Raw genomic sequence first — 14,716 nt, forward strand, 5'->3', positions numbered from 1 at the left:
AAGAGAGATAACAATGAAAAAGCTGATCCTCGCCGCCCTCATCGCCCTGGCCACGGCTCCGGCGCTGGCCGAAAACGAACAGATTGTTTTTAGCACCCCCAACCTTGCGATGCCGTTTGAAGTGCATATGCAGCGCACCGCTGTGCAGGCCGCCAAAGAGATGGGCGTCAAGCTGCAGGTTCTCGACAGCCAGGGCAGCTCTCCTAAGCAGGTCGCGGACCTGGAAAACGCCATCACCCGTGGCGCTCAGGGCTTTATCGTTTCGCCAAACGACGTTAACGCCGTGTCGAGCGCGGTAGGTGAAATTCAGGATGCCAAGCTGCCGGTGGTGACACTCGACCGCTCGGTTGTTAGCGATAAGCCGGTGCCGCACTTTGGCGCCAACAACTATAAAGGCGGCCAGGCGGTGGCGGACTTTGTGAAAGCCAAATTCCCTGACGGCGCGGACATCGTGCTGCTGACCGGGCAGCCTGGCTCCTCCTCCAATATCGAACGTACTAAAGGGATCCGCGATGGTCTGAAAGCCGGGGGCGATAAATACAAGATCGTCGCCGATCAGACCGGGAACTGGATGCGTTCCGAAGGCATGCGCATCGTTGAAAGCGTTCTGCCGTCTCTGCCGAAAAAGCCTCAGGTGATCCTTTCCGCCAACGACGATATGGCGCTCGGCGCGATTGAAGCGCTGCAGGGCCAGGGCATGAAGCCGGGTGAAGTGCTGGTAACCGGCTTTGACGCAGTGCCGGAAGCGCTGGCCCGCGTACGCGATGGCTGGATGGCGGCAACCGCCGATCAGCGCCCTGGTTTTGCGGTGAAAACGGCGATGAGCCAGCTGGTGGCCAACATCCGCGAGAAGAAGGCGATTACCGGGGCAGATTACGCGCCCACGATGATCACCAAAGATAACCTCGATCAAGCAGAGCGTATCGGCGAAGCCGGCAAATAAATCTGAACGTGCCCGTCCGCCTGCGGGCGGGCGCAACAGAGGAGCAGTCTGATGTCGCAACCTTTACTGAAAGTGACCGACCTGGCGAAGAGTTTCTCCGGCGTTTGGGCGTTAAGCAGCGCGCAGCTCAGCGTCGGGCAGGGGGAAATCCATGCCCTGCTGGGGGAAAACGGCGCGGGAAAATCCACGCTGCTGAAGGCGCTGGCCGGGGCGCAGCCGCAAACGCGCGGTGAGATCTGGTTCAACGGTGAAACGCTTTCTGCGGATGACTCGCCGGTAGCGCGCCAGAACAAAGGCATTATCACGATTTATCAAGAATTTAACCTGCTGCCCAATATGACGGTGGCGGAAAACATGTTTCTTGGCCGCGAGCCGCGCCGCCGCAACCTGATCGTCGACAGCAAAGCGGTGAACCAGGAAGCGCAGGTCATTCTGGATTATTTGCAGCTCAACGTTGCGCCGACGACCGCCGTGGCCCGCCTGAGCGTTGCCCAGCAGCAAATGGTGGAGATTGCCAGGGCGCTGACGCTGAACGCCCGGCTGATCATTATGGATGAGCCATCCGCTGCCCTGAGCGACAGCGAAGTTGAGAGCCTGCACCGCGTGGTGCGCGAGCTGAAAGGCCGTGGCGTCAGCATTATTTATGTGACTCATCGCCTGCATGAAGTCTTCCAGCTTTGTGACCGTTTCACCGTATTTCAGGATGGCCGCTATACCGGCTCCGGCGACGTGGCGGGCACCAACGTGGAGCAAATTATTCGCCTGATGGTCGGCCGAGACGTGGTGTTTAACCGCCGCGATGCCAGCCTCACGCACCATGCAGACAAGCCCATCCGTCTGGCGGTGAAGGGGCTGAGCCGTGAAAAGCCGCCGCTTGATCCACACGGCATTGCGTTGAAAGACATCAGTTTCCACGTGCACGCCGGAGAAGTGCTGGGCATCGCCGGACTGGTAGGTGCCGGACGCACCGAGGTTGCTCGCTGCCTGTTTGGCGCAGACAAATTCACCACCGGCAGTTTCGAGCTGGACGGCAAACCTTACCGGCCACAAAACCCGATGCACGCGCTGGACCAGGGCATCGCGCTGGTGCCGGAAGATCGTAAAAAAGAAGGGGCGGTGCTGGGCCTGTCGATCCGCGACAACCTGTCGCTCTCCAGCCTTTCGTCCCTGCTGACCTGGCGCTATTTCGTTAGCCCGCGTAAAGAAGATGCGCTGATTGAGTCCTACCGGCAGGCGCTGCAAATCAAAATGGTTAACGCCGAGCAAGAGGTGCGCAAGCTCTCCGGCGGGAACCAGCAAAAAGTGATCCTGGCGCGCTGTATGGCGCTGAATCCAAGGGTGTTGATCGTCGACGAGCCGACTCGCGGCATTGACGTAGGCACGAAATCTGAAGTGCATCAGGTGCTGTTTGATATGGCTAAGCGAGGCGTGGCGGTGATCGTGATCTCTTCCGACCTGCCGGAAATTCTCGCGGTGTCGGATCGGATCATCACCCTCAGTGAAGGGCGAGTGACCGGCGAACTGCACGGCGACGAAGCCAACGAAGAACGGCTGATGACCCTGATGGCCATCAACCATAGCGCCTTAAGAGCCGCATAACGGGGGAGCCCATGACGCAGATGATTACCAAAACCCAGACGCCGGCAAAAAGTGCCTCACGCTTCGATCCGATCGCTTTCTTCGAGCGCTTCGGGGTGCTGATCTTCATGTTCCTGCTGCTGATCTTCTTCCAGTCGCAGAACAGCAACTTCCTGTCCGAACGTAATATTTTCAACATCCTGACCGAGGTTTCTATCTACGGGATCATCGCGGTGGGCATGACCTTTGTCATTCTCACGGCGGGTATCGATCTGTCGGTGGGTTCGATCCTGGCCGTGTGCGCGATGACCGCAGCCTACGTGATCAAGGGGGATAACTTTACCACTGTCGATCCGAACGCCTGGGGCGGCTTTAGCTGGCTGCTGGGGTTGGGGATTTGCCTGGCGCTCGGCACGCTGATTGGGTTCCTGCACGGTCTGGGCGTCACTCGGCTGCGTCTGCCGCCGTTCATTGTCACGCTGGGCGGGATGACTATCTGGCGCGGCCTGACGCTGGTGATCAACGACGGCGCGCCAATTGCCGGGTTTGATGCCGGCTACCGCTGGTGGGGACGCGGCGAAATGCTCGGCATCTCGATACCTATCTGGATCTTCGCCATCGTCTCGATTCTGGGCTATCTGGCGCTGCACAAAACTCGCTGGGGGCGCTTTGTGTATGCCATCGGCGGCAACCCGGAAGCGGCTCGCCTCGCCGGGGTTAACGTGAGGCGCGTGCTGGTTAGCGTGTATGTGGTGATTGGCTGTCTTGCCGGGCTGGCGGGCTTTGTGCTCAGCGCCCGATTGGGCAGCGCTGAAGCGGTAGCGGGGATCTCCTTCGAGCTGCGCGTTATCGCCTCGGTGGTGATCGGCGGGACATCGCTGATGGGCGGCTACGGGCGGATCAGCGGCACGATCATCGGCGCCATCATCATGGGGATCCTGATTAATGGCCTGGTGCTGATGAACGTGTCGGCCTACTACCAGCAGATCATTACCGGGCTGATTATCGTACTGGCGGTGGCGTTTGATACTTACGCCAAGAACCGGCGCGGCGCGCTGTAGGGATTGCCCCTCATCCTAACCCTCTCCCATTCAGGGAGAGGGGTGGGGTGAGGGTACAAAGGCTAGTCACGACTTCAGGAACAACACATGAAAAAGGTCAGAATTGGTTTAATCGGCACCGGCTACATCGGCAAAGCCCACGCCATCGCCTACGCCCAGGCGCCGACGGTCTTTGACCTGCAGGGCGAACTGGTGCGTGAAATGGTAGCGGAAATCACGCCGGAGCTGGCGGCAAAACGCGCCGCGGCGTTTGGGTTTAATCGCTCCACCGGCGACTGGCGCGAACTGGTAGCGGACCCGAACATTGACGTGGTGGACATTTGTTCCCCAAACCACCTGCATAAAGAGATGGCGCTGGAAGCGATTCGCCACGGCAAGCACGTCTATTCAGAAAAGCCGCTGGCGCTTAACGCCCGCGACGCACGCCTGATGGTGGATGCTGCCGATTTGGCTGGAGTGAAGACATTGGTCGGCTTCAACTACATGAAGAACCCGACGGCGCAGCTGGCAAAGCAGATCATTGCACGCGGTGAGATCGGGGAAGTGATCCACTTCTACGGCACCCACAATGAAGACTATATGGCCGATCCGCTTTCGCCGATCCACTGGCACTGTTTCAAAGAAACCGCCGGGCTTGGCGCGCTGGGGGATCTGGCGGCGCACATTGTCAATATGGCGCAGTACCTGGTGGGCGATATCCACGAAGTCTGCGGTGACCTGAAAATCGTGATGCCGGAGCGCCCGGCTTCCGCTGGCAGCAGCGAAATGATCGCCGTGGAAAACGAAGATCAGGCCCACGCGATGGTGCGTTTTGAAGGCGGCGCCCAGGGCGTGATCGAAACGTCACGTGTCGCCAGCGGTAGAAAAATGGGGCTGACCTGGACAATCACCGGCACGAAAGGGGCGTTGAGCTTTACCCAGGAACGCATGGCGGAGCTGAAACTTTATCTGCAAAGCGATCCCGAAGGCCGCCAGGGGTTCCGCACGCTGCTGGTTGGTCCGGCTCACCCGGATTACGGCTCGTTCTGTATGGGGGCGGGGCACGGCATTGGCTTTAACGATCAAAAAACGGTGGAAGTACGCGATCTGATCGACGGCATTGCCACTGATAAGCCGATGTGGCCGGACTTTGAAGAGGGCTGGAAGGTGTCGCGCATTCTCGACGCTATCGCCCTGTCACACCAGCAGGGGCGCTGGGTCAACGTATCTGACATTGTCTGAGGACGAAGCATGAAAGAAAAGCAGTTGGATCTGATTTGCATGGGGCGGGTCGCGGTAGATCTCTACAGCCAGCAGATTGGTGCGCGGCTGGAAGATGCCAGCAGCTTCGCCCGTTATCTTGGCGGCTCCTCCGGCAATGTGGCCTACGGTACCGCTCGCCAGGGGCTGAAATCTTCCATGCTGGCGCGCGTTGGCGACGAGCACATGGGGCGCTTTCTGCGCGAAGAACTTAGCCAGGTCGGCTGCGACACCAGCCATTTAATTACCGACAAAGAGCGGCTGACGGCGCTGGTGCTGCTGGGCATCAAAGATCGCGACACTTTCCCGCTGATTTTTTATCGCGACAACTGCGCGGATATGGCGATTACGGCGGACGATTTCAGCGAAGAGTACATTGCCTCTGCCCGCTGCCTGGCGATTACCGGCACGCACCTCTCAAACCCGCGTACCCGTGAGGCGGTGCTGACTGCGCTGAGCTATGCCCGCCGGAACGATGTTCGCACCGTGCTGGATATTGATTATCGCCCGGTGCTGTGGGGGCTGACCTCCCTCGGCGACGGCGAGACGCGCTTTGTTGAAGCCGAACAGGTCACAACCCAGCTGCAAACGGTTCTGCATCTTTTTGATGTGATTGTCGGCACCGAAGAAGAATTCCACATTGCCGGCGGGTCAATCGACACGCTCGCGGCACTGAAAAAAGTGCGGCAGAACACCGAGGCGACGTTGGTCTGTAAGCGAGGCGCGCAAGGTTGTTCCGTGTTCCTCGGGCTGATCCCTGACTCGCTGGATGGCGGGATAAACGTCAGCGGCGTGCGCGTGGAAGTGCTCAACGTGCTGGGCGCGGGGGACGCGTTCATGTCCGGCCTGCTGCGCGGCTACCTCAATGACGAAGGCTGGGAGCAGGCCTGCCGCTATGCCAATGCCTGCGGTGCACTGGTGGTTTCACGCCATGGCTGCGCCCCGGCGATGCCGAGCAAAATTGAGCTGGATGATTACCTTTCGCGTGAACATCAGGTGCCTCGCCCGGATCTCGACGCACGCCTGAATCACCTGCACCGCGTTACCACGCGTCGACGCCAGTGGCCGGAACTCTGCGTGATGGCGTTCGATCACCGCAGCCAACTGGAAGAGATGGCGCTGAAAAGCGGCGCGGATTTACGCCGAATTCCGGTGCTTAAACAATTGATTTTACAGGCTAGCCGCGAAGCCGCTCAGCGTGCCGAGCTGGAGGGCAAAGCCGGGCTGTTGTGCGATGGCACCTTCGGCCAGGACGCGCTGAATTCCATCACCGGTGAAGGCTGGTGGATCGGTCGCCCGATTGAGCTGCCAGGGTCACGCCCGTTGGAAATGGAACATGGCAACATCGGCTCGCAGCTGATTAGCTGGCCGCAGGAACACATTGTTAAGTGCCTGGTCTTTTTCCACCCGGAAGATGCCCACGCTCTGCGTCTGGAGCAGGAGCAGAAGATTGCCGAAGTGTACCGCGCCTGCTGCCAGTCGGGCCACGAGCTGCTGCTGGAAGTTATCCTCCCGGCGAATATGCCGCGCAGCGACGAGCTTTATCTCAGAGCCGTTTCCCGCTTCTACAACCTCGGTATCTACCCGGACTGGTGGAAGCTGCCGCCGCTGAGCAGCGCTGGCTGGGCGGCCCTGAGCGAGCTGGTGGATAAACGCGATCCCCACTGCCGCGGCGTGGTGATCCTCGGCCTGGATGCCCCGGTAGAGGTGCTGCGTGATGGCTTCAATGCCGCCGCTAATTACCCGATTGTGAAAGGCTTTGCGGTAGGGCGCACGCTGTTTGGCGAAGCCTCGCAGGCCTGGTTAAAACGCGATATCGACGATGCGCAGCTGGTGGCGCGCATCCGTGACAATTACCTGCGGCTGATCGCCCTGTGGCGCGAGCGCGGCCAGCATAAACAATAAGGAGAGCATTATGACCGTGCATTTAGGTATTAACCCGCTGACCTGGACCAATGACGATCTGCCTTCTTTGGGCGCCGACACGCCGCTGGACACCTGCCTGAGCGAAGGAAAAGAGGCCGGATTTGAAGGTTTTGAACTGGGGAATAAATTCCCGCGAGAGGCCGGCGTGCTGGGGCCGATTCTCGATAAGCATGATTTGAAGCTGGTCTCCGGCTGGTATTCTGGCCGTTTGCTTGAGCGCTCCGTTGAGCAGGAAATTGAGGCCGTGCAGCCGCACCTGACGCTGCTGCGCGAACTGGGGGCGAAGGTGTTGGTATTTGCCGAAGTCACCCACTGCATTCACGGTGAGCAGCAAACTCCGGTGCATTTACGGCCCCGTTTCCCTGCCGAACGCTGGCAGGAGTACGGCGAAAAGCTTACCGCGTTCGCCCGTTATACCCAGCAGCAGGGCGTGCAAATTGCCTATCACCACCATATGGGAACGGTGATAGAGAGCGCGGATGACGTGAATAATTTGATGGTTCACACAGGGCCGGAAGTCGGGCTGCTGCTGGACACCGGGCATCTGACTTTTGCGGGGGCCGATCCGCTGGCGGTGGCCGAGCGCTGGATCTCGCGCATTAACCACGTGCATTGCAAAGATGTGCGCGCTGGCGTGCTGGCGGACGTGAAAAACCGCAAAACCAGCTTCCTGGATGCGGTCCTGAGCGGCGTATTTACCGTGCCGGGCGATGGCTGCGTGAACTACCCGCCGATCATGGCGCTGCTGAAAAAGCATGGCTATCAGGGCTGGCTGGTAGTTGAGGCCGAGCAGGATCCGGCGGTGGCACACCCGATGACCTACGCGCGGCTGGGCTACGCTAATTTGAGCCGTTTTGCTCGCGAAGCCGGGCTGATTTAAGGAGGGAGAATGGCCGAATTACTTTCCCGCTGGCAGCAGCCGGACGCGCAGGGGCAGACGCAGTGCGTCACGCCGGAAAACGCGGGCTGGGGCTACGTGGGATTTGCCGCTTATCAGCTTCAGGAAGGGCAGGTTCTGGAACTGCCCGCCGTGGAGGAAGAGCGCTGCCTGGTGCTGGTCGCAGGACGTGCGACGGTGGACACGCCGCTCGCTCGCTTCCCTGAAATAGGCGACCGCATGAGCCCGTTTGAGCGCCGTAAACCCTGGGCCGTGTACGTGACGTCCGGCGAGGGGGTTAAGGTTCTGGCGCTCACCGCGCTCGAACTGGCCGTTTGCTCCGCGCCGGGTAAAGGGACTTATGCCACGCGGCTCATTGCCCCGCAGGATATTGATGCCGAGGCGCGCGGTAAAGGCCACAACCAGCGCTATGTCCACAATATTCTGCCGGAGGATAAGCCCGCCGACAGCCTGCTGGTGGTGGAGGTGTATACCAACGAGGGCTGCACCAGCTCGTACCCGAGCCACAAGCACGACACCGATAATCCGCCCAACGAAACCTATCTCGAAGAGACTTATTATCACCGCCTCAACCCGCCGCAGGGGTTCTGTCTGCAGCGTGTGTATACCGATGACCGCTCGTTGGATGAGTGCATGGCGGTGTACGACAAAGACGTGGTGAAAGTGCCGAAAGGCTACCACCCGGTGGCGACGATGGCCGGATACGACAGCTATTACCTGAACGTGATGGCGGGGCCGGTACGCAAGTGGATGTTTACCTGGGAGAAAGATCACGCCTGGGTTAACGGCAGCGAGTACGGGAACAAATAAACTGGCTGAGTCACTTTTAAACAAAGGCTGCCCGCTGAGGCAGCCTTTTTCTTTGGGCCCCGACCTGCCGGAATATGTCTGTTTAAACGAAGCGCGACTGCACAAAACCGTTGGCAGAGGTGTATGATAACGGCTTCTCTGTCAGGTTAATTTTAACGTGCAGACGACAATCCGCGTGACCTTTGCCGCCTGCCTGATTTAGGTTGGACACATGCATACAGGAACACCAGACAACGATTCGCCCTTTGGTACACTTCTGGGCTATGCGCCGGGTGGCGTAGCGATTTACTCCTCTAATTACGGCAGCCTCGACCCGAAAAATTACCCCGAAGACGCGGAGTTTCGCAGCTACATCGGCAACGAATACATGGGCCACAAATGGCAGTGCGTAGAGTTTGCCCGCCGCTTTCTCTTCTTAAACTACGGCTTTGTCTTCACTGACGTTCACATGGCGTGGGAAATTTTCTCGCTGCGATTTTTACGTCAGGTGGTGAACGACAATATTCTGCCGCTGCAGGCCTTTGCGAATGGCTCAAAACGAGCGCCGGAGGCGGGCGCGTTACTTATCTGGCAGAAGGGCGGCGAATTTCATGAAACTGGCCATGTCGCGGTGATCACTCAGCTTATCGGCAATAAAGTGCGCATTGCCGAGCAGAACGTGATTCATGCGCCGTTACCCGTCGGGCAGCAGTGGACGCGCGAGCTAATCCTGGTTGAACGCGACGGTCACTATACGCTGCAGGATACGTTTGCTGACACGTCGATTCTTGGCTGGATGATTCAAACTGAAGAGACGACCAACAGCGAGCCACAGCCGGAAATCGGCGGTGAAGCGCTAAAAATTGGTGGGGCTCGCCTGGCCAATAAGCGCCAGTTCGACGGCAAATGGCTGAATGAAAAAGATGAACTCCAGCTGGCCTATATACAGGCCAATGGCCACATTATTAATAAAGATCCTTGCCAGTATTTCACTATTACCGAAAGCGCCGAGCAGGAACTGATCAAGGCCACCAACGAGCTACACCTGATGTACCTGCACGCCACGGATAAAGTGCTGAAAGACGACAGTCTTCTGGCACTCTTTGATATTCCCAAAATTCTCTGGCCGCGTCTGAGGCTTTCCTGGCAATGGCGCCGCCACCAGATGGTCAGCGGCCGCATGGATTTTTGCATGGATGAGCGCGGGCTGAAGGTGTACGAATACAACGCCGATTCAGCCTCCTGCCACACCGAAAGCGGGCTTATCCTTGAGGAGTGGGTTAAGACGGGATACCGGGGCACCGGGCATAATCCGGCGGAAGGGTTGCTGGAAGAGCTTACCGGGGCCTGGAAGCACAGCAGCGCCCGGCCGTTTGTCCATATTATGCAGGACAATGACGCCGAGGAGGATTACCACGCGTTGTTTATGCAGCGTTCGCTGTTGCAGGCCGGGTTTGACACCAAAATATTGCACGGCCTGGGCGAGTTGAACTGGGACAGCGCCGGGCAGCTTATTGATAATGATGGCCGGGCGGTGAACTGTGTCTGGAAAACCTGGGCGTGGGAAACCGCGATTGAGCAAATTCGTGAGGTTAGCGAAACCGAATATGCCGCCGTGCCGATCCGTACCGGCCATCCACAGGGAGAAGTGCGCCTGATTGACGTCTTGCTTCGCCCGGAAGTGCTGGTGTTTGAACCGCTGTGGACGGTGATCCCCGGTAATAAAGCCATTCTGCCGGTGCTCTGGCAGCTGTTCCCGAACCACCGTTACCTGCTGGATACGGATTTCGAGGTGAACAACCTGCTGTCAAAAACCGGCTACGCGGTGAAGCCAATTGCCGGGCGCTGCGGCAGCAATATCGATCTGGTCAGCCACCATGATGAACTGCTGGATAAAACCAGCGGCAAGTTCGTGGATCGCAAGAATATCTATCAGCAGCTGTGGTGCCTGCCGAAGGTGGATGGCAAATACATCCAGGTCTGCACTTTTACCGTGGGTGGCAGCTACGGCGGCACTTGCCTGCGTGGCGATGATTCGCTGGTGATTAAAAAAGAGAGCGATATCGAGCCGCTGATTGTGGTCAAAAACAGGTAGCGGTTGATCGTCCCTAAGGATGAGTTGATGGCCCGGATGCTGCTTCGATCCGGGCAAGTCGCCCGCTTATACCACGGTAGTTCATCTATTCTGTTTCAGCATGGCCTGCGCTATTTTTTATTTCTATCGTGGTTATCCATTTTATTAATCTGCGATTATTTTAATAAAATTAACGCCAGGCTGTAGATAGGGCTTCTTTGATTTTTTTGTTGATGTATTTTTTTGTTTACATTTTAAATATAGGTAATTCAATTAATTGCGATTTTTTCTTGATGATTTTAAATTTTTATTGTCTGGGGTTGAGGCTGGATATAACATAACCGCACTGCGGTATTGATGGTGTTTATATAAAATATGCGAATCATAATTTATGTAAATGCTTTATCCGGAGAGCGTGGTTTTCCTGGCGGAGGATATTACCAGGCTGGTGCGCTAAGATATCCTGGGTGGATTGAACGAAATGCAGGGATTTTGCTGTCGTAGTAATGTTGAGACAGCAGTTAAAGGGAGTTTTTGTGAGAAAAGATAAAAAAATCATTCTTGGTGATAATGTTCTTAATGCTTCTAAAAAGAGAATCGATTGGGTATTCGATACCTTTGATCAGGTCTGCGTCTCTTTTTCCGGTGGAAAGGATTCCAGCGTGCTTTTTCACCTTGTGGCTGAAATCGCTCGCCGCCGGGAGCGTCAGTTTGACGTGCTGTTTATCGACTGGGAAGTTCAGTTCCAGTATACCATCGACCATGTATTGCGACTCAGGCAGCAATATGACGATATCGTTGGGCATTTTTACTGGGTCGCTTTGCCGCTAACCACGGTGAACGGGGTTTCGCAGGCTCAGCCGGAATGGATTTGCTGGGAGGAGGGCGTGGAATGGGTTCGCCAGCCGCCGGAAGACGCCATTACCGATCCAAACTTCTTCCCCTTCTATCGCTATGGCATGACCTTTGAAGAATTTATGCCAGCGTTCTCACGCTGGCTTTCCGGCGATAAAGGTCTGGCCACGTTAACCGGCATCCGGGCCGACGAATCCCTCAACCGTTTTTTAGCGCTGGCTTCACAAAGCAAAACCCGCTATGCCGATGATAAGCCCTGGACTACGGCCAGCCGGGAGGGCAATTTTTGTGTCGCTTATCCTTTGTACGACTGGAAGGTACAGGATATCTGGATTTTTAACGGCAAATATAAAGCTGCCGGGAATCCGCTTTATGACCTGATGTATCGCGCCGGTGTCCCTATGAAAGCGATGAGGGTGTGTGAACCTTTTGGCCCGGAGGCGCGCCGTGGGCTTTGGCTCTACCATGTTCTGGAGCCTGAAACCTGGTCCCGGGTATGCATGCGCGTGGCTGGCGCCAACAGCGGCGCTATTTATGCGCATCAGAGCGGTTCTTTCTATGCCCGCAATACTAGCATCACAAAACCGAGCCATTTAACCTGGCAAGAGTACGCCATGTTTTTACTGGCATCGATGCCGGAAAAAACAGCGGAGCATTACAAGAATAAAATTGCCATTTATTTAAAATGGTATAGAGAACGAGAGTTTCCAGAAAATATTCCTGATGAGCAGGATAAAGATTCCGGCTCGAGAGATATACCCTCGTGGCGAAGGATATGTAAGACGCTATTGAAGAATGACTTTTGGTGTCGGACGCTATCATTTAGCCCTAATAAGCCACAGCACTACAACCGGTACCTTGAAAGGATACAAAAGAAACGACAAATGTGGGGGATCCTCTGATGCTTAATACGCTATTAAAACAACTGGATAATTATCTTTCTTCCGTCGAATCGGATGAGTCAAAAGTGGACGCAATCAATGAAGTCAAAAAAGTCATGCATCAGCACAGCCCTTTTAAAAAAGAGCCGGTTGATTGTGTCCTTTGGGTTCGTGAGGGCGATATTGTGGCCAATGATTATAACCCTAACGTTATGGCACCCGTTGAACGAAGCTTGTTACAGCTTTCAATTGAGACAGATGGATTCACTCAGCCTATTGTGGTGACGCCGCTGAAAGATAAGTTTCAGGTCGTGGATGGGTTTCACCGGCATTTGGTAGGAAAAACATCGCCTGTGGCAAAAAAGAGGATCAACGGTTTTCTTCCTATTACGGTGGTAAACCTGGAATCCAGTGGTGAAGCCGAATGTATTGCCGCGACGGTGCGCCATAACCGGGCGCGTGGAAAACATCAGGTAACGGCGATGTCCGATATTGTCCGCGATCTTTCCCGTCTGGGCTGGGATGATTTGAAAATCGGATCAGAATTGGGGATGGACGCTGATGAAGTGCTGCGCCTGAAGCAGATTAGCGGCCTGTCTGAGCTGTTCAGTAGCGAACAGTTTAGTGATGCGTGGACGATAAAATAGCGCGTTTTAAATAGTAAAAAAAACGCTTTTGGGGGGCTTTAAGTTGTGTGTCTGGACGATAAATATTGTAGGTGAAAATAATTAATGGCGTTACAAGAGTCTTAATTAATGTATGTTAATGTTTTAATGAACGTATTTGGAAGTAGTTAAGCCAATTTTTGTTGAATTTATATTTGATGGTGTTTAATGTGTTTTCAATGTTCACCATTTGTTAATGTAAGGTTTTTATGTTAAATATTAACTTGAAAAAGTTTGGCGAGAAACTTGATAAGAATAAAATTGCAAGGTTTAGAGATGAATATCTAAATAAAAGATATAGTGAGCTAGAGACCAAGAGAATACTCGATGGTTGGCGGCGGCGAATCGATATAAATGGAGATCTTAAAATTATTCATACTATCAGTGGCATCTGTAGTATGAGTCGAGCTGGTCGAAATGTTATATCTCCATTCGAGCAACGTTCTGCTGAGTCGATCTTAAATAGTTGGGATGTTATTTCATGCTGCTGCGTTGTAAAAAAAATACCGGCTCGTTTAGCGGGATGTGGTATAGCACCGCTCCCTATTGCATTGGATTTAAATGTACCTGTGCAAAATATTCTGGGCACTCACCTACAGGATGTGGCATTCCCTAATTTTGCGGGTAGAGAGGGAGCTGTTCCTTCAGGAGCACTGGTCGATAGTTACGCTTTGGCAGACGCTATATTTCAAGGGAAAAATAGGCCTACTAAAGGTAACTTTAGAATGAATAAACCTTATAATACTTTGTTATCCGTTGAGGAAATTCATCGTCAAATTAGGCGTCAACAAACTACGGCCGAGTACAATGAGATTTTAGTTGTTGGGCGAACTGGCCTGAATATATATTCTGGACTTCCTGCAACAGATAGAATCAGATTAAATGGAATATCTTACCGTCCTTTTTATGCAGGGATAAAAAGTCTTCTCTCCAGTGGACGGGTCGGTCCTCAACTGATAGAGATGGTTCTTAAAGATTTAGAATTTATTAAAAAATTACTGCGAGTAAATAATCTTAATGAATTTACTTGCTGTTGGTCGAAGGGAGGGTTGTTGCGCATAAATCCATTGAACCAGGTTATTATCAATGCTGGATTTGAGCAAAGCTCTTATTCTCCTGAAGTTTTTAAATTATCAAATTATAGTTTTGCCTAATATGCATTCTCAATATTAGCCCTGAAAATTTGTATCGTGTAAAACGGGAGCGTTTTTGAACAGCGCTTGCGTTGGACCCTTATGGGGTGAGTCTCAGGGATGAGACGAATACTAAAACGTCGGGAACGTTTTTGAACAGCGCTTGCGCTGGCCCCGAAGGGGTGAGTCTCAGGGATGAGACGAATAATCGACTTTCAGTTCGATGCAGAGTCCGTTTCGCCAAAAGCAAAAAACCCGCCATAGGCGGGTTCTTCTAAATAGTGGTGCCCGGACTCGGAATCGAACCAAGGACACGGGGATTTTCAATCCCCTGCTCTACCGACTGAGCTATCCGGGCAACGGGGCGCATTAAACCGTAAACCCCATTCCGCGTCAATGGCTTTGTTGCACGGCACGGTGCGTTTGCCTGATTTATGTGCGGGCTGTTACAGACTTCATGTTGAACCCCCTGGCAGAAGGTGCCATGATTGCGCCAGTTTTCTTATCCACTACGGGGCGCCTTGATGTTCACTCTCAATTCCCATGCATCTTTCGGGATGGCGCTCGTCCGTGCTGCTATAACCTTCCGAAGTCCCTTGCTCACCATGCGGTGAGGGCAATGCTTGCTCGCTGCAGGACATCAGTAAAATCAGGAATCGCCTGGTTTTACTGAT

Annotated in this window: 11 protein-coding genes and 1 tRNA gene; 11 read left to right on the forward strand and 1 reads right to left on the reverse strand. The window is 54.6% G+C overall.

What is annotated here, in order from left to right:
• Positions 1 to 13 precede the first annotated feature (13 nt).
• The 11 genes from AAIE03_RS22735 to AAIE03_RS22785 all read left to right on the forward strand — a co-directional run bounded on the left by AAIE03_RS22735 (position 14) and on the right by AAIE03_RS22785 (position 14,063).
• The gene (locus tag AAIE03_RS22735) at positions 14 to 943 is read left to right on the forward strand and encodes a sugar ABC transporter substrate-binding protein (RefSeq protein WP_336708685.1); all 930 of its coding nucleotides are present in this window, start codon (positions 14 to 16) and stop codon (positions 941 to 943) included.
• A gap of 51 nt (positions 944 to 994) precedes the next feature.
• Positions 995 to 2,542, forward strand: coding sequence for a sugar ABC transporter ATP-binding protein (locus tag AAIE03_RS22740; RefSeq protein ID WP_336708686.1), 1,548 nt, complete (start codon positions 995 to 997; stop codon positions 2,540 to 2,542).
• Between the two features lie 11 nt (positions 2,543 to 2,553).
• Positions 2,554 to 3,582, forward strand: a complete 1,029-nt coding sequence (locus AAIE03_RS22745; protein WP_166878096.1) for an ABC transporter permease subunit — start codon at positions 2,554 to 2,556, stop codon at positions 3,580 to 3,582.
• Between the two features lie 87 nt (positions 3,583 to 3,669).
• Complete coding sequence (locus tag AAIE03_RS22750) at positions 3,670 to 4,803, forward strand: Gfo/Idh/MocA family protein (RefSeq protein WP_336708688.1); 1,134 nt, start codon at positions 3,670 to 3,672, stop codon at positions 4,801 to 4,803.
• 9 nt (positions 4,804 to 4,812) lie between these two features.
• Positions 4,813 to 6,726 carry a bifunctional 5-dehydro-2-deoxygluconokinase/5-dehydro-2-deoxyphosphogluconate aldolase gene (locus tag AAIE03_RS22755; protein WP_008457031.1) on the forward strand — a complete coding sequence of 638 codons (1,914 nt, stop codon included), beginning with the start codon at positions 4,813 to 4,815 and terminating at the stop codon, positions 6,724 to 6,726.
• 10 nt (positions 6,727 to 6,736) lie between these two features.
• Positions 6,737 to 7,627: a myo-inosose-2 dehydratase gene (iolE, locus tag AAIE03_RS22760; RefSeq protein WP_008457033.1), complete on the forward strand. Its 891-nt coding sequence runs from the start codon at positions 6,737 to 6,739 to the stop codon at positions 7,625 to 7,627.
• A gap of 9 nt (positions 7,628 to 7,636) precedes the next feature.
• A complete protein-coding gene (gene iolB, locus AAIE03_RS22765; RefSeq protein WP_166995226.1) occupies positions 7,637 to 8,455 on the forward strand; it encodes a 5-deoxy-glucuronate isomerase in 819 nt (272 codons plus the stop codon).
• Between the two features lie 211 nt (positions 8,456 to 8,666).
• Positions 8,667 to 10,529: a bifunctional glutathionylspermidine amidase/synthase gene (gene gss / locus AAIE03_RS22770; protein WP_166995228.1), complete on the forward strand. Its 1,863-nt coding sequence runs from the start codon at positions 8,667 to 8,669 to the stop codon at positions 10,527 to 10,529.
• 485 nt (positions 10,530 to 11,014) lie between these two features.
• Positions 11,015 to 12,265 (forward strand): phosphoadenosine phosphosulfate reductase, encoded by a 1,251-nt coding sequence (locus AAIE03_RS22775; RefSeq protein ID WP_166995229.1) that lies wholly within the window; start codon positions 11,015 to 11,017, stop codon positions 12,263 to 12,265.
• On the forward strand, positions 12,265 to 12,891 hold the full coding sequence (locus AAIE03_RS22780) for a ParB N-terminal domain-containing protein (RefSeq protein ID WP_166995230.1): 627 nt from the start codon (positions 12,265 to 12,267) through the stop codon (positions 12,889 to 12,891). The genes AAIE03_RS22775 and AAIE03_RS22780 overlap by 1 nt, the downstream gene beginning before the upstream one ends.
• A gap of 227 nt (positions 12,892 to 13,118) precedes the next feature.
• Positions 13,119 to 14,063: a hypothetical protein gene (locus AAIE03_RS22785; protein ID WP_336708691.1), complete on the forward strand. Its 945-nt coding sequence runs from the start codon at positions 13,119 to 13,121 to the stop codon at positions 14,061 to 14,063.
• 261 nt (positions 14,064 to 14,324) lie between these two features.
• Here AAIE03_RS22785 and AAIE03_RS22790 read toward each other — a convergent pair.
• Positions 14,325 to 14,400, reverse strand: a tRNA-Phe gene (locus AAIE03_RS22790).
• Between the last annotated feature and the right edge of the window lie 316 nt (positions 14,401 to 14,716).

The organism is Pantoea sp. Ae19-2 (genome assembly GCF_059801205.1).